The sequence below is a fragment of the Bacillus kexueae genome (genome assembly GCF_022809095.1).
Lineage (GTDB): Bacteria > Bacillota > Bacilli > Bacillales > Aeribacillaceae > Bacillus_BZ > Bacillus_BZ kexueae.
Window position 1 is genome coordinate 439,747 of record NZ_JALAZE010000002.1, and the last position, 19,834, is coordinate 459,580.

18 protein-coding genes are annotated in these 19,834 nt (G+C 37.0%); 15 read left to right on the forward strand and 3 right to left on the reverse strand.

Annotated elements, in window-relative coordinates:
- Window positions 1-46: 46 nt before the first annotated feature.
- The 5 genes from ML543_RS06415 (at window position 47) to phoU (ending at window position 4,520) form a co-directional block, all read left to right on the forward strand.
- A complete protein-coding gene (locus tag ML543_RS06415; protein ID WP_243386317.1) occupies window positions 47-1,009 on the forward strand; it encodes a PstS family phosphate ABC transporter substrate-binding protein in 963 nt (320 codons plus the stop codon).
- A gap of 68 nt (window positions 1,010-1,077) precedes the next feature.
- Complete coding sequence (gene pstC, locus ML543_RS06420; RefSeq protein WP_243386318.1) at window positions 1,078-2,019, forward strand: phosphate ABC transporter permease subunit PstC; 942 nt, start codon at window positions 1,078-1,080, stop codon at window positions 2,017-2,019.
- Window position 2,020: 1 nt separating this feature from the next.
- Entirely contained in the window at window positions 2,021-2,899 is an 879-nt protein-coding gene (pstA, locus tag ML543_RS06425; protein ID WP_243386319.1) for a phosphate ABC transporter permease PstA, read from the forward strand.
- Window positions 2,900-2,974: 75 nt separating this feature from the next.
- Window positions 2,975-3,769 (forward strand): phosphate ABC transporter ATP-binding protein PstB, encoded by a 795-nt coding sequence (gene pstB, locus ML543_RS06430; protein WP_243386551.1) that lies wholly within the window; start codon window positions 2,975-2,977, stop codon window positions 3,767-3,769.
- A gap of 97 nt (window positions 3,770-3,866) precedes the next feature.
- Window positions 3,867-4,520, forward strand: coding sequence for a phosphate signaling complex protein PhoU (gene phoU, locus ML543_RS06435; RefSeq protein WP_243386320.1), 654 nt, complete (start codon window positions 3,867-3,869; stop codon window positions 4,518-4,520).
- Window positions 4,521-4,571: 51 nt separating this feature from the next.
- Here the strand turns inward: phoU and ML543_RS06440 are convergent, their stop codons facing one another.
- Window positions 4,572-5,093, reverse strand: coding sequence for an endolytic transglycosylase MltG (locus ML543_RS06440; protein WP_243386321.1), 522 nt, complete (start codon window positions 5,091-5,093; stop codon window positions 4,572-4,574).
- On the reverse strand, window positions 5,090-5,452 hold the full coding sequence (locus ML543_RS06445) for a hypothetical protein (RefSeq protein WP_243386322.1): 363 nt from the start codon (window positions 5,450-5,452) through the stop codon (window positions 5,090-5,092). The genes ML543_RS06440 and ML543_RS06445 overlap by 4 nt, the downstream gene beginning before the upstream one ends.
- Before the next feature lie 545 nt (window positions 5,453-5,997).
- Between ML543_RS06445 and ML543_RS06450 the strand changes: the two genes are divergently transcribed.
- From ML543_RS06450 to ML543_RS06475, 6 genes are all read left to right on the forward strand, one after another.
- Window positions 5,998-8,337 carry a sugar phosphate nucleotidyltransferase gene (locus ML543_RS06450; RefSeq protein WP_243386323.1) on the forward strand — a complete coding sequence of 780 codons (2,340 nt, stop codon included), beginning with the start codon at window positions 5,998-6,000 and terminating at the stop codon, window positions 8,335-8,337.
- A 76-nt stretch (window positions 8,338-8,413) separates the two neighbouring features.
- On the forward strand, window positions 8,414-8,563 hold the full coding sequence (gene rpmG / locus ML543_RS06455) for a 50S ribosomal protein L33 (protein WP_243290560.1): 150 nt from the start codon (window positions 8,414-8,416) through the stop codon (window positions 8,561-8,563).
- Between the two features lie 495 nt (window positions 8,564-9,058).
- Window positions 9,059-9,625, forward strand: a complete 567-nt coding sequence (locus ML543_RS06460) for a 5-formyltetrahydrofolate cyclo-ligase (protein WP_243386324.1) — start codon at window positions 9,059-9,061, stop codon at window positions 9,623-9,625.
- The gene (locus ML543_RS06465) at window positions 9,615-10,397 is read left to right on the forward strand and encodes a DUF92 domain-containing protein (protein ID WP_243386325.1); all 783 of its coding nucleotides are present in this window, start codon (window positions 9,615-9,617) and stop codon (window positions 10,395-10,397) included. The genes ML543_RS06460 and ML543_RS06465 overlap by 11 nt, the downstream gene beginning before the upstream one ends.
- A 54-nt stretch (window positions 10,398-10,451) precedes the next feature.
- Entirely contained in the window at window positions 10,452-10,628 is a 177-nt protein-coding gene (locus ML543_RS06470; RefSeq protein ID WP_243386326.1) for a hypothetical protein, read from the forward strand.
- Window positions 10,629-10,760: 132 nt separating this feature from the next.
- Window positions 10,761-12,296: a rhomboid family protein gene (locus tag ML543_RS06475; RefSeq protein ID WP_243386327.1), complete on the forward strand. Its 1,536-nt coding sequence runs from the start codon at window positions 10,761-10,763 to the stop codon at window positions 12,294-12,296.
- Here ML543_RS06475 and ML543_RS06480 read toward each other — a convergent pair.
- Complete coding sequence (locus tag ML543_RS06480) at window positions 12,277-13,155, reverse strand: hypothetical protein (RefSeq protein WP_243386328.1); 879 nt, start codon at window positions 13,153-13,155, stop codon at window positions 12,277-12,279. The genes ML543_RS06475 and ML543_RS06480 overlap by 20 nt on opposite strands.
- A gap of 137 nt (window positions 13,156-13,292) precedes the next feature.
- Between ML543_RS06480 and ML543_RS06485 the strand changes: the two genes are divergently transcribed.
- The 4 genes from ML543_RS06485 (at window position 13,293) to ML543_RS06500 (ending at window position 19,370) form a co-directional block, all read left to right on the forward strand.
- Window positions 13,293-14,759 carry a spore germination protein gene (locus tag ML543_RS06485; RefSeq protein ID WP_419095347.1) on the forward strand — a complete coding sequence of 489 codons (1,467 nt, stop codon included), beginning with the start codon at window positions 13,293-13,295 and terminating at the stop codon, window positions 14,757-14,759.
- 702 nt (window positions 14,760-15,461) lie between these two features.
- A complete protein-coding gene (locus ML543_RS06490; protein ID WP_243386330.1) occupies window positions 15,462-15,671 on the forward strand; it encodes a YqgQ family protein in 210 nt (69 codons plus the stop codon).
- Window positions 15,672-15,715: 44 nt separating this feature from the next.
- On the forward strand, window positions 15,716-16,684 hold the full coding sequence (locus ML543_RS06495) for an ROK family glucokinase (RefSeq protein WP_243386331.1): 969 nt from the start codon (window positions 15,716-15,718) through the stop codon (window positions 16,682-16,684).
- Window positions 16,685-17,477: 793 nt separating this feature from the next.
- A complete protein-coding gene (locus tag ML543_RS06500; protein WP_243386332.1) occupies window positions 17,478-19,370 on the forward strand; it encodes an LTA synthase family protein in 1,893 nt (630 codons plus the stop codon).
- Window positions 19,371-19,834 lie beyond the last annotated feature (464 nt).

Here is a 19,834-nt window from a genome sequence, read left to right on the forward strand (position 1 = left end):
TACTCGTAGGACATAAACACCATAAATCTTAGGGGGAATTAAGGAAATGAAAAGCTTTAAGTTTTTAGCAATGTCCATCATGATTACTTCCGTAATGGCGTTTGCAGCTGCTTGCGGAAACGGTGAAAATAATGAAAGTCAAACATCTGGAGAAACTACTGTAGATAAACAATTAGAAGGTGAAGTTGCAATCGACGGATCTTCTACAGTAGGACCTATCATGGAAGCTGTTTCTGAAGAGTTCGCAGCATCATTCCCAGATGTAAAAGCACCAGTAGGTATTTCAGGTTCTGGTGGTGGATTCAAACGTTTCGTAGTTGGTGAAACAGATCTTTCAAACGCATCTCGTCCAATCAAAGACGAAGAGAAAGAACAAGCGGCATCTAACGGAATTGAATTCACTGAATTCCGCGTTGCATTTGACGGATTATCAGTAGTAGTTAACCCTGAAAACGACTGGGTAGATCAATTAACTATTGAAGACTTAAGAACTATGTGGACTGGTGAAGCTAAAAACTGGTCTGATATTAACCCTGAGTGGCCAAACGAGCCAATCAAGTACTTCTCTCCTGGTACAGACTCTGGTACTTTTGACTACTTCAACGAAGTTGTACTTGATGAAGAGCCAATGGTAAAAGAAGCAACATTATCTGAAGATGACAACGTATTAGTTAAAGGTGTACAAACTGACAAGAATGCAATTGGATTCTTCGGTTATGCTTATTACTTAGAAAATAAAGATGCTTTAAAAGTTGTTCCGATTGTAAACTCAAACGGTGAAGCTTTAGAGCCTACAAATGAAACAATTGAAAACGGAACTTATGAGCCGCTTTCTCGTCCATTATACGTATACGTAAACAACGCTTCTGTTAAAGATAAAGAGCAAGTTTATGAGTATGTGAAATTCATGTTAGAGAATGGTGGCGACTTAGCTGAGGAAGTTGGATACGTTCGCTTACCTCAAGAACAATACGATGAGCAATTATCAACTCTTGAAGGGTTAAAATAATAAAAAATATGATGAGAAGCACTATGCTTCTCATCTTCCTATGCAAATGGGAAAGGGGTTTTCAAAAAATGGCTTTATCGACTGGACGATCAGTTAGGGAAATGATTCAAGAGAAAAAAGCAAAAAAATCTAGCTTGCAAATTGTAGAGAAGCTTGTACCAAAGTTCTTATTGGTTACTGCTCTTATTTCGATTTTAACAACATTAGGAATCTTATTAACTTTAACAACTGAAACTGTAACATTTTTCACTCGTGTATCTTTCGTAGAGTTTTTTACTGGTACTGAATGGTATCCATTCTATGAGCATGATCCTTCATACGGAATCATTGCCTTAATTTCCGGAACATTATTAATCGCAGTAATAGCGATGTTTGTTGCATTACCAATTGGATTAGCATCCGCTATCTTCTTGAGTGAATATGCTTCAGACCGCACAAGACGAGTAATCAAACCGATCCTTGAAGTATTAGCAGGGATTCCAACAATTGTATATGGATTTTTCGCATTAACATTTGTCACTCCATTATTACAAAAAATTATTCCTGATTTAGGCTTCTTTAATGCTTTAAGCCCAGGTATTGTTGTTGGGATTATGATTATTCCAATGGTTGCTTCTCTTTCTGAAGACGCGATGAGCTCAGTTCCAAATTCAATGCGTGAAGGTGCTTTAGCTTTAGGAGCAACAAAATTTGAAGTAGCAATTAAAGTCGTTTTACCTGCAGCGATTTCAGGTGTTATTGCTTCATTCGTATTAGCGATTTCTCGTGCAATTGGTGAAACAATGATTGTTACATTGGCTGGAGGAGCTACACCTAAGCTAACATTTGATCCTTCAGAGTCCATTCAGACAATGACAGCTTATATTGTTCAAGTAAGTTCTGGTGATGCTGGATATGGTACAACAATTTATTACAGTATTTACGCAGTAGGTACAACTTTATTCGTATTCACATTATTAATGAACATGCTTGCTCAGTATATTTCTCGTCGTTTCAGGGAGGAGTATTAAGATGAAGTTAATCGATCAATCTGTTGTGGCTAAACGGATGGAAGGTCGTTTAGTAAAAAATAATATTTATAAAGGGATCTTCATGGTCGCAACAGGATTTGCACTTGTTGTACTCGCAGTACTTCTATATCGGATATTCACTCAAGGAATTAGTTATATCAATCTTGACTTCTTTACCAACTTCGCATCGCGCAAACCAGAAGCTTCTGGTATTAAGGCCGCGCTGTTTGGATCATTATGGTTAATGGGAGTGGTTATCCCTGTTTCCTTAATTCTAGGCGTCGGTACAGCGATTTATTTAGAAGAATACGCAAAGAAGAACAAATTCACAGCCTTTATTCAAACAAATATCTCAAACCTTGCAGGGGTTCCGTCAATTGTATTTGGATTATTAGGTTTAACAGTATTTGTTCGAGCAATGGATTTAGACCGAAGCATTTTAGCTGGTGGTTTAACAATGAGTTTATTAATCTTACCGGTCATTGTTGTTGCAGCGCAGGAAGCGATTCGCGCCGTGCCAAATCAATTAAGAGAAGCATCTTATGGAATGGGAGCGACTAAATGGCAGACGATTTATCGTGTCGTATTACCATCAGCGATTCCTGGGATTTTAACTGGAAGCATTCTTGCCTTCTCACGTGCAATTGGAGAAACTGCACCGCTTTTAGTAGTAGGTGCCTTTGCATTCGTAAACTATTTACCAGAGAATTTATTAAGTACATTTACAGTTATGCCAATCCAAATTTATAACTGGGCAGGTCGTCCTCAAGCTGAGTTCCAAAATGTTGCAGCTGCGGGAATCATTGTGTTGTTCATTTTCTTAATTGTAATGAACTCGATTGCGGTTTATATCAGAAATAAATACCAGAAACGTTATTAATTTTTGTGTTCCAAAGGATGAAGGAGGTTTTTACAAATGACAATTACGCAAATGAAAGACGATTCTGTAAAAACGATGGATAAAGGAAGTAATACTGTGGCGGAAAAAAAAGAAAAGAGCATTGTATACCAAACGAAAAACTTGAACTTATGGTACGGGAATGATCAAGCATTAAAAAATATTGACCTAGATGTATATGAAAATGAAGTAACGGCCATTATCGGACCTTCAGGATGTGGTAAATCCACATATATTAAAACGTTAAACCGTATGGTTGAAATGGTACCAACTGTACGTACTTCAGGAGAAATCTTATACCGTGGTCGCAATATTTTTGATAAATCGTATCGTGTAGAAGAGCTACGCACTCAAGTTGGGATGGTATTCCAAAAACCAAATCCTTTTCCTAAGTCTATTTATGACAACATTGCTTACGGTCCGCGTATTCATGGAATCCGCGATAAAAAAGTGCTTGATGAAATTGTAGAAAGAAGTTTACGTGGTGCTGCCATTTGGGATGAAGTAAAAGATCGATTAAACGAAAATGCATATGGATTGTCTGGTGGTCAGCAGCAAAGACTATGTATTGCGCGTTGTCTTGCGATTGAACCAGATGTAATTCTAATGGATGAGCCAACTTCTGCATTAGATCCAATTTCAACCTTAAAGGTAGAAGAACTTGTTCAAGAACTTAAGAAAAATTATAGTATCGTGATTGTAACACACAACATGCAACAAGCTGCTCGTATTTCAGATAAAACAGCTTTCTTCTTAAGTGGAGAAGTAATTGAATACACAAATACAGATAAGTTATTCTCTAACCCTTCTGATAAGCGAACAGAGGATTACATCACTGGTCGATTTGGTTAAGCCATTTTTAGTCGTGAGTTAATACTCACGACTTCCCTATATGTAGAAAAAACTGAAATTTATTAATGATTAGAAGATTTCGTATGGAGGCGTAAGCATGAGAGAAAAATTCCAGTATGACTTACAAGAACTACAATCAAAATTAAAAGAATTATCAAACCTTACTGTACAAGCACTAGATTTATCACTTGAATGCTTGATAAATCAAAATATAGATGGAGCATTAAAAATTATTGATGATGACATCACTATAGATAAATTAGAAGAAGAGATTAATGACCTAGCTATTTTATTAATTGCAAAACAACAGCCAGTTGCAACGGATTTACGTCGAATAGTCACGACGATCAAAATTGCAGCGGACATTGAGCGAATCGCAGATTTTGCAGTAAATATTGCAAAATCAACCATTCGAATCGGAAATGAGCCTTTAATTAAGCCTATACAAACGATTAAAGAAATGCAAAAGCTAACGGTAGATATGTTGACCCTCTCTATCCAAGCCTTTATTGATGAAGACACAATGGCAGCTAAAAAGGTAGCAGACATGGATGATCGTGTTGATAGCTTATATGGTGAAGCTATTCGTGATTTATTCAATTTGTTGCAAACTGATTCAAAATTTATTAACCAAGTGACACAATTAGCTTTTGTAGCACGTTATTTAGAGCGGGCTGGGGACCATGCAACAAATATTTCAGAGAATATATTTTATCTTGTCAAAGGACGACATTATCACCTAAATAACTAAGAAAAAGGTGTAGTGAAAGTCGATGAATGATCAGACTTTCACTACACCTTTTTAGCGAGTAATCGCTTCTGCTAATTGGTAGAAACTCATATCTGTTTTGACTTCGAATGTTCCAATTTGTACGCGCGTATGATATTCATGCTCTATTAAGTACTTGCTAAATTCTGAAGCGGAGTCAACGACACCAGCAGACTCAAAGAGTTTGGCAACATCACTAGTAGCCATACCTTCCTTAATAGTAATAGAAACGGTCTTAACTTCTTGAGCCTCTTCTTCCTTTAACTCTTCCTTTTGTTCTTGAGGTTCTTCTTTGTTTTGATCGTCATTCTTTTGCTCTGTTTGTCCAGATTCATTACTATTTTGTATACTTGTTAACTGTTCGTATTCTGATTTTGAAATCGCCACTTGTTCATTTTGGTCAAGGAATTTCACGATATCAGCTTCAGTTACGGAAGCAATTTCTTGTGTATTATCGTTTGCTGTATGATAGCCCCCTAAATAAAATGTAAGAGCCAATATACTTGTAGCAGTAATCATACCCGCTGCAAACGCTTGAAGAATTCGTTTGTTCATGATAATTCCCTCTTGTTCTGTTCAATGATAAATGTTACTTCTTCTGTTGTGGCGTTCTCAGATTTTGCAATATCGCTTATTGACATTCCTTGCTCGTATTTCGTTAAAATTTGCTTTTTCGTGTAATAATCAAAATGAAGTACAGGTTGAGTGTTTTGACTGAATTGACTTGTTTCACTTTGAAGCAACTCTTCTTCAAAAACACGCATTTTTTTCTTCATTTTATAAATCTCTTGCATAGCAGAAATCGATAGTTGTTCCACTTCTTGTTCTAATTCTTTGTAGTGGTCGCGTTGTGAAAAAGAAAGCCCTAATAATGCAATACTTAATACAAATAGCGCGATAATAACATAGCCCATTTTCTCACCTTCTTGTTGATTTTCCCTTTACATTTATAACACAAATATGTTTAAAACGAAACTGGAATTGGAGTGAATGTAGAATTTTGTCAATAAAACACCATCTTTTATCCGTTTTTCTTTTCATATAAGAATGATACAATGATTTAAAATGCATCATATGTAAATTTCTCCAATATCCTATGGTCACATTAACGTAATGAAATTGAACACAACAGATGAAAGAAGTACCATCCATAACATTCGTTACGTCTTCCTTTTTTCAGAGGGTATATTAATTTTTTTATTTCTATTATTTTCCCCTACAATTTCAATTCAATCCCATATTCATCATAGAAGTAACGTTCCTCTTGCTCCGTTGAATTGATAAAACATCCATATTATAAGCGATATATTAGGAGAGTCTTTTTCGTTTTGCTTTAGAATAGATTATGTATGAATATCATGATTTTCATTGTGAAAGCGTGCATTCGTAAAAATCTCGATATATGAAAATATTACTTTTACCTATAAACACCTTTAACGAAAGAGAGGTGGTGTGGATCTTGAAGGCGATAATTTTGGCTGGTGGAAAGGGAGAAAGGTTAATGCCGCTTACTTCTCACATTCCGAAACCGATGGTTCCAATTTTAAACAAACCTCTTTTGGAATACATTATCCAATGGTTAAAGAAACAAGGGATTGAAGAGATCATCTTGACTGTGAATTATTTGAAGGATGTGATTAAACGGCATTTTCAGTCAGGTGAGGCTTTTGGGGTTAATATTCGATATATTGAAGAGTCCTATCCACTTGGAACCGCTGGAGGGGTTAAATTAGCTCAGCCGTTTATAGATGACACATTTCTTGTCATTAGTGGGGATGCCTTTACAGATATAAATCTTTTAAAAGCAAAGGAGTTTCATAAAAAACATGGTCAAATCTGCACAGTCGTTACAAAGTCAGTGGAGATGCCTATCGACTATGGACTTGTTATAGGGGACCCTTCATCAAACGAGATAAAGGATATGATTGAAAAACCAAACTGGAATGAAGTGTGTACAAATTTAGTCAACACAGGAATTTACATTTTACAACCGAACATTTTTCATTATATGAAAGACGGGATAGAGTTGGATTTTAGTCGAGATGTTTTCCCTAACTTATTAAAGAAAAATCATACGATGTATTATTTTGAAACGAGTGATTATTGGTCTGACATTGGGAATTTGATTCAATATAGGCAAGCACAATTTGACTTGCTATCACGTAAAATTAATCTTCCAATTGAAGCAAATGAAATAAAAGATGGAGTTTGGTTGGAGGATGGTGTGGTTGTAAACCGAAAAGCTCAGTTATCACCTCCAATATATATCGGAAGGAACTCGTACATCGGCGAAAATTCATATGTGGGAGAGTTTACAGTCATTGGGCGTTATTCACATATTCAAGAAGGGTGTTGCATAGATCATTCAATACTTTGGCAAAATCTTACCATGCTGAATCATGTTCAAATGACTGGAGCAACAGTAGCTTCGAAATGTGTTATTGAGGAAAATGCAGTCGTGTTTGATGGAGCAGTGTTAGGTGATGGTGTTCATGTGAAGAAAGAATCACGAATAGGGGAAAATGTATATATTTGGCCAGATAAAAAAATTCCGCCATATTCGTATGAGAAAGAGCATGTAAAATGGTCAAGGTCAAAGCCTAATCCTTTATTCATGGAACGAGGAGTAGAAGGGGTGACGAACAGGGAATTCACTCCAGAGTTTGCAACCAAATTAGCTTTAGCATTTGGGAGTACTATCGCTGAACACTCATTTGTCTTGTTAGGACATAACGGCCACCCTTTTGCTAAAATTCTGACAGAAATTATGAATCAATCGCTATTATCTGTTGGAATTCAAACGATGACTTGTAATGAATCGTTATCTTCACCTATTTTTAGGTACGCCTGTCGAAAAGAAAGTGTTTCCTATGGGCTTTTTATTCAAACAGATCGTAGTGGAAAAGTGTCTAATGTCGAGTTTTTAGCAAGTAATGGGGCTCCCATTGATTCTAAGCTAGAAAGAGATATTGAAAGGTCGTTTATGTTTCTAAACTTTCGTCGTACGAGTGGTAATCGTACAGGATATGAATGGAAAAACATGTCGGTTATTAATGATTATTTCCATGAGTTATTACATTTATATAAAATGCCCCTTCACTCAAATTATCATTTCGGGGTCGTAAATGAGACGACGGTTCATCCATTTTCCTTTTTTGAGAAAAGTCTCCCTTGTGATATAACCTCTTTCTCGCAATTGGACACGAAGGAGCAGTTCTCGGAGCAGATTCGTGTAGAAAATTTGGATGGAGGATTTTGGTTTGAACCAAATGGAGAAAAAGTATTTGTCTTTGATCAAAATGGTTACATGTTGGAAGAGTCGAAGATGGAAGGGGTATTATTGTACTTAGCCTCCAGTAGTCCGTTTAAAGAGAAAATCTTTATTTCTCCCATCCATGATCGAAAAAAAGAATTGAGAGCGTTAAAATCTCCTTACTCATTACAATATGATGCTTTTTATTTCTTTGTTTCTTTTATTCATTTATTCCTGAATAAAAAAGAAGATCTCTCGTACTATCATTCTCTAAATCCAACAATGCATTTAATGTATGAAGAAGTATCGTGCCATTGGTTGAAACGGGGAGAAATTATGAGGATGATATTAGAAGAATGTGATGGAGAATTGGATTCAGAGTTAAATGGTGTCAGAATTCAACATGATTCCTCAAGTTGGACATTTATTATTCCTCATTCAGATAAACCGGTTATAACCGTTTTTACTAAAGCAAAAAACGCTCAAATGGCGAAGGATAAAACCGATTATTATATGAATAAGATTGTTCATTATCAAAAATCATAAATAAAATGTAGATTTTAGTTGAGAAAAATGCTATGATAGTAAAGTCTGATTTAAATTAGTATTTGGAGGGAAAATCATGCGCGTAAATATTACACTTGCTTGCACTGAATGTGGTGAGCGTAACTATATCTCAACTAAAAACAAGCGTACAAACACTGAGCGTGTTGAATTCAAAAAGTACTGCCCAAGAGACAAAAAGCATACGTTACACCGTGAAACTAAGTAAGCAGTAGGAAATGCATTTCCTGCTGTTTTTTTATTGTTACAGAAAGTTTAAGTTCAATAAAGTGTTAAAGTATTCTCTTTACAGTTTTTTAGGTGTCTAGCTCCAAGCGCCATCAGCTCGGGTCGCTTCGGCCCTGCTGTGGCGACGGAAGCCTCCTCTCAGGTCCTCCAGCGCCCTTCGCCTAAGGACTTGCGCTTTCCTTATTTTGAAACCTGTTTTGTTTAGAATATTACTTTTGAAAGCATTGTAATGCATGGAGACCTGTCGAGTCTCTGCTCCTAGCGGCTAGTGAACAAGTCTTTCCCTCCCCTACGATAATTCGATATCTGCTCGTATTCCTCTCAGCAGCTCCTTTATCTCAGTGCAGGAGATACTCCCGTACGTACGCCTCTGGATAGTCGCCCCCACTTTTCTAACACCGTGAAGGGGTCGTTAGAATGTCGCTTGTTTTAGTCGTCCTTGGCCTGTGTTACGATAGTATAGGGGGGATTTTTGATGAATAAAGCTGAACAAAGAGCGGAGATGAAGAACCGATTAAACGAAATAACCTCAAATACATACAAACAATGGTCGAGAAAGATTTTTGAAAACCTCGTTACTAGTGATGTGTGGAAAAACGCATGTGTGATTGCTATTACCATTGCAAGAGGACGGGAAGTCAATACTCGGCCAATCATTGAGCATGCTTGGAAGCACGGGAAGAGAGTTGTTGTACCTAAATGTCACCCTAAACAAAGGGAGATGGAGTTTCGTTTTATTGAATCGTTTCACGATTTAGAGGTTGTTTATTACGGAATTGAAGAGCCAATTGTTGATAAGACAACATATTGCCCGAAAACTGATATCGATTTAATGGTCGTACCTGGAATTGCTTTTCATTCAAGCGGGTACCGAATTGGATATGGTGGTGGATATTATGACCGGTACCTTCAAGACTTTTCGGAAAAGAAAATATCACTTGCATTTCATATTCAAATGATACCTCATATGACTTGGGAAGAGCATGATATACCAGTGGAAGCCATCGTGACAGATAAAGGTTGGATACATTGTGGAAATTAATGAATTAATAATTTGTACAAACATCATTGTTTTTTCTTTTTTTGCCGTTCGAATGAATTTACTAACTGCAATGGGAGCATTGACAGCTTCTATTATTGGGTTACTCATCTTTTTTTCGTTCGGGATAAGCGGCATTGGTTTATTGGGTATATTTTTCATCACATCTAGTTTGCTAAGCTTAGTGAAAAATGATCGAAAGAGAAAAGCGGAAGATGTAGCAGCAAAAAATCATAAAAGAGACGTGGTTCAAGTACTAGCTAATGGTGGAGTACCAATGCTAGTAGCTTTGCTACCGCTTTTGAATATAAGTGTAGATAAATCTATACTTCTATTGGCTATTTCTCTCGCGAGTGCAAATGCTGATACGTGGGCTTCTGAAATTGGGACCTTAAGTAAGCGGAAGCCTCGCTTACTATTGAATTTTCGACAAGTAGAGACAGGAAAGTCGGGTGCAGTATCGCTTTTAGGGACACTTGGAGCAATTGGTGGGTCGTTTCTCATTGGAATCTCAACGTTTATTTTCTTTTCTGTTTCTTTTTACGAAGTTATCTTCATTACGATTGTTGGGTTTATTGGTCATGTAGTTGACAGTTTCCTTGGAGCGACCATACAACTAACATACCAGTGTCCAATTTGTCATAAGGAGACAGAAAAAGAGGAGCACTGTGGTCAACAAACGGTTTATAAAAAAGGAGTACGTCTTTTTACAAACGATATGGTTAATATTTTCTCCATCGTATTTGTCACAGTACTATCTTATTTCCTTTTGTAAAATCATAGGATAAATTCATCTCTTTTACAAAAGATAGTGGTAGGAGGGATGAAGATGAAACGAATATTATTACTAATTATTGGTGTGTTAATGGTTGTGCAATACCGCTATCGAATATTGAATGCCTTATTGGGAAGAAAAATGATCCGTCAGTTTTTTATTAGTATAGCGATCAAACTCCCGTTTTTGAAGGATCGATTTATGTCCAATGCATTCCGCTTTCAAACATAGGCTACTCAAAACGAGTTAGCCTATTTTTTATCGGAAGCAGTATATTTCATTAATGATTGGACAAATCACTTTCGTTTTCATTCATTGTTTACCTTGATATAATAGTAAAAAACGTTTCGGAGAGATGAATTCATGATAGTTCAACAAGATTATTTGTTTTGGAAATTGATTGAGAAACTAATTGAGCAAGCTTCTTACCGGCTAATCCATTTATCGGAAGATCACCGAGAAGTGTGGTTACAACCAGACCATATAAAAGATGCGCAATTAATTCGAATTAAACGTTTTGATATCGATTGGAGTAATTGGTTAGGAAGGGATATTGAGGAAGTGCTTTCAACGTTTGAAACGGTCCGAAAACAGACATTTAAGAGAAGTTTAAACGTAACAAATATTTACGTATCTTCCTTTAAGCCAGTAGACGAGTGGGAGTTTCACATTAAAAAAGAAAAGCATCTAGGAAAAACAACACTGAAGTCGATGTTAATTACGAGGGATGAACTAGCGCAAACCCTCCGTCAAACGGAAGAATATACGGGAATCCCACTGGATGAATTGAATGGGATTGTAGAGGATGAAACATTAGATTACGAAATGTTACATGCGTTGAAAGAAAAGGTTATAACAAGTGTTCGTAAAAACATAAAACAAGAGCAAGAAATTTTTGAACAAGGAAACCCTTTCTTTACGAAAATATTTTTAACCATACAAATTCTTCTTTACGTCGTGTTAGAACTATTCGGTGGTAGCACGAACACGAGTACACTCATTACTTTTGGTGCTAAAGTAAATGAGCTCATTTATCAAGGCGAGTGGTGGCGTTTTGTTACCCCGATTTTTTTACATATTGGATTTCTCCACTTAGTAATGAATTCATTAGCTCTTTACTACATAGGGATGGCTGTTGAAAAGATGTACGGATCTGTGCGCTTTTTATTTATTTATATGTTTGCGGGTGTAACTGGGACTATGATGAGTTTCATATTTAGTCCATCGATTTCTGCTGGTGCGTCGGGCGCTATTTTCGGCCTGTTTGGTGCATTGTTATTATTAGGGCTGTTGAAGCCAAATTTATTTTTTCGTACGATCGGCCCAAATATTCTTATTGTTTTAGCCATTAACTTGAGCTTTGGTTTCGTTGTTCCGAATGTCGATAATGCGGGACATATTGGTGGGTTAATTGGTGGGTTCTTGGCAGCATTAGCCGTGCAGCTTCCGAAAATCTATAAAAGAAATTTACGATTGATTGGCTTTGTTTCTATTTTCGCATTCGTAATTGGACTCATTTATTATGGTTTCGAGGTGTTACCAAAAACAAATCCAGCAGCAGCAATTGCTGTAAGCCAAAACTTAATAGAAGAAGAAAAATTCGAAGAAGCAAAAAATTTGCTATTGGAAATGGTACAGTCAGAAAAAGCAACGCCTGAAATTTCCTTCTTCCTTTCATATACCCAAATTGAATTAGGAGAAGCGGAGAATGCCATTCGCCATTTACAAGATACGGTGGAAAAAGAACCGGATTACCACCCGGCCTATTATTTATTAAGTTTTGCATACGAACAAGTTGGAAATCGACAACAAGCGATTGAATCCATTGAGAGGGCGCTGGAACTTGACCCATCTAATGCTGAATATGAACGTATATATTCTAATCTTCGCTCATCGTAATTCGTTGATATAATTGGTATGGATACCCGTTCTTACCTTCAATTAAAACACGTAAATGTGATCGATCTTTAGCGATTAAAATAAGAGGAACACTACTACCAAGCGGATCTTCAACTGATCCGTCTTTTCTTTTTAATCCGAGAAAAAATTCTTTATATAAACCTTCCCACAACGTGCCGATAATCGTTTGGGTTTGTTTTTCGGTGAAGCCTGGAAAAGGTTTTGAATTGTAGGAAGGTAAATCTGTCAATGGGATTTGTTCATACATGGATGGATCTATTTTGAAATGGTCGAAAAGTCGATCCCATTTATATTGTAGTTGTTGAGATTGGATATGGTCGAGAATATCTTTCCATTCCTTTTCTTCATCTGTAGAGGGAACACGAAATGACGAAAGTTTACTAAAAGACGAATCAATTACATAAAGGTAATCTTGACTCATCTGTTGAACACTTTCTATCGCGTCATCATTTACGTGCACTTCTCCGTAATGAAAGGAAACAGCTTCGTAAAGATTACTATCCTCTCCGGTGACCTTTTCATATTGGGCAAGCATTTGACTTTGATCTTCCCATTCCGCCAGCTTTGCCGTTAATTTCCCATCTACAAATAACAAGGAGAGATCTTGCCTCAAATATATTTCTTCATTTGTTTTAGAATGAACGTCCCATTCAAGTACGTGTTTATCTGAACTTTTTTTCCCAATTAATGAAAGGGTCGTAATGGCTTCTGTGAACTCAATTTCCTCGCTTAAAGGAAAAAAGATAATACTTTCTTTCACTGCTAATGTTTTGGAAAAATAATAGCTTATTCCAATTAGAATTGAGACTGAAACGACGAATCCCCAAAATTTCTTCATTTTATCACTCCATACTTGGACGAGTTTGTTAACAAATATGCGAATCCATCGTCAATTATGTCATGTAACGTATGGATTAAGTGTAATTCGTCAATGATGGCTAAAAATAGATAAAATGGGAAATGGGGTTTTTAGCGTTGAGTCAAGAAAAAGTCCGTAAAAAAGTGTCTCCCATTCTGAAAGACAACCAACCATTCCTGCAAGATAAATTAGGAATTGGAAAAAGTTTTGATATCATTGAATTGAATGTCAACTATGCTGAAAAAGATATGGCATTCTATATGATCGATGGTTTTGTGAAGGATGATTTACTCCATTATTTGATGGAGTTTTTAGCAAAATTATCGAGGGATACACTTGAAGAAGACACGCTTGAAAAACTATTAAAGCGTTATATTCCTTACGTTGAAATTGATAAAACGAATGACCTAGAGAAAGTAATTGACTATGTTCTTGCTGGACCAACCGTCTTATTTGTGGATGGTTTAGAGTATGCAATTGTTATTGATGCACGAACCTATCCTGCAAGAGGACCAGAAGAGCCTGATATGGAGCGAGTCGTAAGAGGATCACGTGATGGTTTTGTTGAAACGATTGTATTTAATACTGCATTGACACGAAGAAGAGTAAGGGATCCTTCATTACGAATGGAATACATGCAAGTAGGGAGAAGATCGAAAACCGATATTGTGATTAGCTATCTTGAAGATATCGCAGACCCGAAACATGTAGAAGAAGTGAAAGAAACGATCGCTAAAATTGATACAGATGGGCTACCGATGGCTGAAAAAACAGTGGAGGAATTTATTTCGGGTAGACATTGGAATCCATATCCAACCGTACGTTATACAGAGAGACCAGATACAGCAGCGGTGCACCTTTTTGAAGGACATGTCATTATATTCGTTGACGGATCTCCAAGTGCTTTAATTACACCTACAACATTTTGGCATCACCTTCAACATATGGAGGAATATCGAAACAAACCGCTGGCAGGAGCATATTTGCGTCTTGTTCGATTTCTAGGTGTATTTGCATCTATTTTTCTATTACCACTATGGTTTTTACTAGCTGAAAATGATCAATTTATTCCGGTAGGGTTATCCTTTATCGGATTGAATGAAGACCAGACGAATATTCCGTTAATTGTTCAGTTTTTAATTGTTGAGTTAGGGATTGATTTATTGAGAATGGCAGCAATACACACACCATCGTCTCTTGCAACTGCTCTAGGGTTGATTGCAGCCTTGATGATTGGGCAAGTTGCTGTTGAAGTTGGTCTTTTGTCCAACGAAGTCATCTTATACTTATCAATCGCTGCTATTGGGACGTTTGCAACACCTAGCTATGAATTGGGGCTAGCTAATCGAATGACGAGGCTCTTTTTACTTGTAATGGCTGCTTTTTTTGGGGGAGTCGGATATATTGTAGGCATAACCTTTTGGATTATAATGCTTGCGAGGATGAAATCTTTCCAGGTACCCTATTTATGGCCATTTGTGCCGTTTCATTCAAAATCATTGCGGGATATATTCATCCGCTCACCCATTCCATTGAAAAATCGCCGTCCGTCTTTCTTGCATCCAAAAGACCCAGACAGGTAAGTTTTTACTTCAGAAGGAGGGAAACCTACTTCTGAAGTTTTTTTGTTGTTACAAAAGTTTAAGTTCAATAAAGGGTTAAAGTATTCTCTTTACCGTTTTTTTTGTGTCTAGCTCCAAGCGCCTTCAGCTCGGGCGCTTCGACCCTGCTGTGGCGACGGAAGCCTCCTCACAGGTCCTCCAGCGCCCTTCGCCTAATGACTTGCGCTTTGCGCTTTTTCTGTGAAAATAAAAATTACCTATGAGCTGAATGAGCGATCATGATAGGTAGATGGTAGAAAGAAAAAAACCGGGCAGAATAAATTTTCATGTCCGGGGTGTGAGTGTAAAATCATGTATGTTTCTTAAAAGCTCTTTTTTCTAAATGTTTGTTGGTTTTAGTATGAAGCCTTTGTAATGGCTCGACTTCATCAGCCAGCGTAGTGTTTAGTATTTATTTTGAAAAGGTTGTAAAAGCACAATGTATACAAAAACAACCTTTATGAAGAAATCTTCTCAATCGTCTGTGTACGGTATGCCATCAAGACTTAAACATTGATCGAAGCTCGTGTTTCGTTATCGGAAGGACTTGGTATGCATGTTTACTTGTACATCACGGATTTTTTCTGGATTCTAATGCCATTCCCATCGCGATGGAACTTGACTGGGTTATGGGATTCTTTATACTTGATAATAGATGATTAAGTGAGGAAAGTGTGGCCAATAATGAAAACGGTTTATGATGTGCAGCAATTATTAAAAAAATTTGGAACAATCATTTACATAGGTGATCGACTTGCAGATTTAGAGTTAATGGAAGAAGAGTTAAAGCAATTATATCAATCGCAATTAGTCGATCCAAAAGATTTTCAAATGGCATTATTGATTTTAAGACAGGAAATTCAAATAGAAAAAGATAAATTAAATCGTCTCTAATGAATTTCACATAATTAGAAAATGTAAAGGGTAGGGTGAGGAGTATGTCCAATAAAATATTAGTAGGCGTTGATTTAGGGGGAACGACAATTAAGTTAGCCTTCATCTCAATGCAAGGTGATATCATTGAAAAATGGGAGATCCCAACGAACAAAAAAGATAACACCATTGTAGTAGATATTGCGCAAACGATTTCACAAAAGGCTGAAGAGATTGGAATATCCTTTAGTCAATTAGGTGGCATTGGAATGGGAGCTCCAGGGCCTGTCGAACTAGAAACAGGACTCGTATATAGTGCCGTTAACTTAGGGTGGGAAAATTACCCACTGAAGGAAGAACTCGAAAAAGTGACTGGACTCCGTGCAATCATTGATAATGATGCGAACATCGCTGCTTTAGGTGAAATGTGGAAAGGTGCAGGGAATGAAGCGAGAGATTTAATATGTGTTACACTCGGAACAGGAGTAGGTGGAGGAATTATTGCAAATGGTGAAATCATCCATGGCACCCTTGGAGCAGGGGGAGAAATTGGCCATATCACTTCTATTCCTGATGGGGGAGCACCTTGTAACTGCGGAAAGACAGGTTGCCTAGAAACAATTGCCTCAGCAACAGGAATTGTTCGAATTGCAGTAGAATACATACAACAAAGTGAGGTAGATACACCTCTAACAGAAAAATATAAAGAGTCAGGTGTCATCTCGGCAAAAGATGTTTTTGACTTTGCTCGAGAAGGAGACGAAATTGGGCAAAAAGTAATTGATACGATGGCATTTCATCTCGGTCTTGCAATTGCGAATCTGGCAAATGGAACAAATCCAGAAAAAATTGTCATCGGTGGGGGAGTATCAAAAGGCGCTGACGTATTTTTGCATAAGGTAAAAGAATTTTTTGTAAAATTTGCATTTCCAACAGTTGCAAAGGGTGCCGAAATAAAAGTTGCTACACTTGGAAATGATGCAGGTGTGATAGGTGGAGCTTGGTTAGTGAAAACGAAATTATTAGAAATTTAATGTCGGCTGATTGGGTTTACTTAAAATGAAAGTAGATGTGGAGGAAACGTACGTTTCTCTTCATCTACTTTTTTCGTTGTTACAGAAAGTTTAAGTTCAATAAAGTGTTAAAGTATTCTCTTTACCGTTTTTTTTGGGTGTCTAGCTCCAAGCGCCATCAGGCACTGCTGTGGCGACGGAAGCCTCCTCGCAGGTCCTCCAGAGCCCTTCACCTAAGGACATGCGCTTTGCGCTTTTTTTATGAAAGAAGGATTGTTGCTTTAGCGTGAATAGAACGCAGCGTGCATGGAAACTTTTCCTCTTTGGAATGGAGCGATTTGACTCCTAAGGGATATAGAAGAAATGTTGGGGCGTATTCCAAGGAAAATCGACTTTCTCTCCTAATGAGCAAGTATCTCCAAGTGAGTAATGTTAAGTATCATTTTAAAAAAATCTGTAAGAGGAACAATGTATACAACTTTTCTAGTTAAATGATGCCAAATATTCATTAGTATCTTTTACACCGAAGAATTAAATTTTGAAGGGAAAATATACTCGATGAAGGGCAAAAGAATACATTCCCGTACGAAAAGATATAAAAAGGTGAAACTTTTTTATGTTTAACTCGTCTAAATAGTGGGTACGGTGAATAAGGTTAACATTACAATTCTAGCACCCTATTGTAAGAGCGGTATTAAAAATCATTGATTTTTTGTAAAAGAAGTATTAAGATATGTCTTAGTTGAATTTTTACTAACCTAAAAAATGGAAAAAGTTATGAAGATACGCGGTTCCTGGTAGAGGAGGTTTATTCATGCGTAAAAACACATTTTCAAAAATATCGTTTTTACTTTTGGCTACGGTTATCATGTGGGTAAAAACGTATATTGTCTACAAAACTAGCTTTGATATTAAGATAGAAAACTTTACACAAGAGTTTATTTTATTCATTAACCCACTGAGCTTCTTATTAATCATCTTTGGACTTGGATTGTTTATGAAGGAGAAGACAAGAATTCGATGGGTTATTGGAACAAGCGTGTTAATGACAATCATTTTGATTGCGAATATGATTTTTTATCGATTTTACAATGACTTCTTAACCATCCCAGTTTTATTCCAAGCAAGTAACATGGGTGACTTAGGAAGTAGTATTACTGAATTGATTCAACCTGTTGATTTATTAATGTTTATTGACATCGCGTTTTTAATTTGGATTTCACGAAAGCCGTTCTTTAGTAAAACAGCTATAATGACAAGAAAAGAAAAAACAGCTTATTTCTTAATGGCTGCTGCTGTATTCTTTTTTAACTTAGGCTTAGCAGAAGCGGAACGTCCACAGCTTTTAACACGTTCGTTTGACCGTGAAATGCTTGTGAAAAACATTGGTGCTTATAATTTCCATATCTATGATGCCTTGTTGCAATCAAAAACGTCCGCTCAACGCGCATTAGCAGATAGCAATAATTTAGTGGAAATAGAAAACTATTTAAATGCAAATTCGAAAGAGCCGAACGAAGCGTTACATGGTGTAGCTGAAGGACGAAATGTATTTATCATTTCATTAGAATCTTTTCAAAGTTTTGTTATAAATAACGAGTTAAATGGTCAAGAAATTACACCGTTCTTAAATGACTTTATAAATGAGAGTTACTATTTCGAGAACTTTTATCATCAGACAGGACAAGGAAAAACGTCTGATTCTGAGTTTTTACTGGAAAACTCGCTCTATCCACTTGGAAGAGGATCGGTATTCTTTACGAACGCCAACAATGAATATCATGCTACCCCAGAAATCTTAAAAGAATTCGGTTATTACACGGCGGTATTCCATGCCAATAACCGAACTTTCTGGAATCGTGACATTATGTACAACACGTTAGGGTATGATCGCTTCTTTGACATAACTGATTTTGAAGTGAACGAAGAGAATTCTGTCGGTTGGGGCTTAAAGGATGTTTCCTTCTTTGAGCAATCTGTGGAACTTTTAAAAGACGTACCCCAACCATTCTATACAAAATATATTACTTTAACGAATCACTTCCCGTTTGAATTAGAGGAAGAGGATAAGTTTATTGATGAGTTTGACTCTAATGATGGCGTTGTTAACCGCTATTTCCCAACCGTTCGCTATACGGATGAAGCAGTAAAAGTGTTTATTGAGAAGTTGAAAGAAGCAGGACTATATGAAAACTCCGTTATTATTATGTACGGTGACCATTATGGTATTTCTGAAAATCACAATACCGCGATGGCTCAATTTTTAGAAAAAGAAGAAATTACACCATATGATACTGTTCAACTTCAACGTGTTCCGTTTATCGTTCATATCCCAGGGATTACAGATCAAGATCCGAAAGTATTCTCTGAAGTCACTGGACAAATCGATCTTAAGCCAACGATTCTTAACCTTCTTGGCATCGATGCATCTGACGATATTGAGTTTGGTACGGATGTATTTTCTGAAGATCGCTTACCTTTCGTAGTGTTACGTGATGGAAGCTTTATTACAGATGAAATTCTTTATACACGAGGCGTTTGTTACGACGTTCAAACAGGTGAGCCGGCCGAAGATGCAAATGCTTGTGAACCATACATGGAAAAGGCTAAAAATGAGCTAGATTACAGTGATGAGATTATATATGGTGACTTGTTACGTTTCTTTGAAGCGGATGCGAAAGTAGATAGTGATCAGTTAACGCCATAAAAACGTGACGACCGTCCTTCTTGTTATGAAAGAAAATCTTCTTTCATAACGAGAAGGGCGTTTTTTTGTTGTTACAGAAAGTTTAAGTTCAATAAAGTGTTAAAGTATTCTCTTTACCGTTTTTTTGGTGTCTAGCTCCAAGCGCAATCGGCTCGGGTCGCTTCGGCCCTGCTGTGGCGACGGAAGCCTCCTCGCAGGTCCTAAAGCGCCCTTCGCCTAAGGACTTGAGCTTTGCGCTTTTTCTGTGAAAATAAACATTACCTATGAGCTGAATGATCGATCATGATAGGTAGATGGTAGAAAGGAAACCCCGGGGAGAATAAATTTTCATGTCCGGGGTGTGAGTGTAAAATCATGTATGTTTCTTATAGAGAATGGAATGCCTTACATGACATGAGACATCCACTGACCTGAAAATAATTGAAGTGTACCTAATTATTATAGGTATTATCCAATTATTCCTC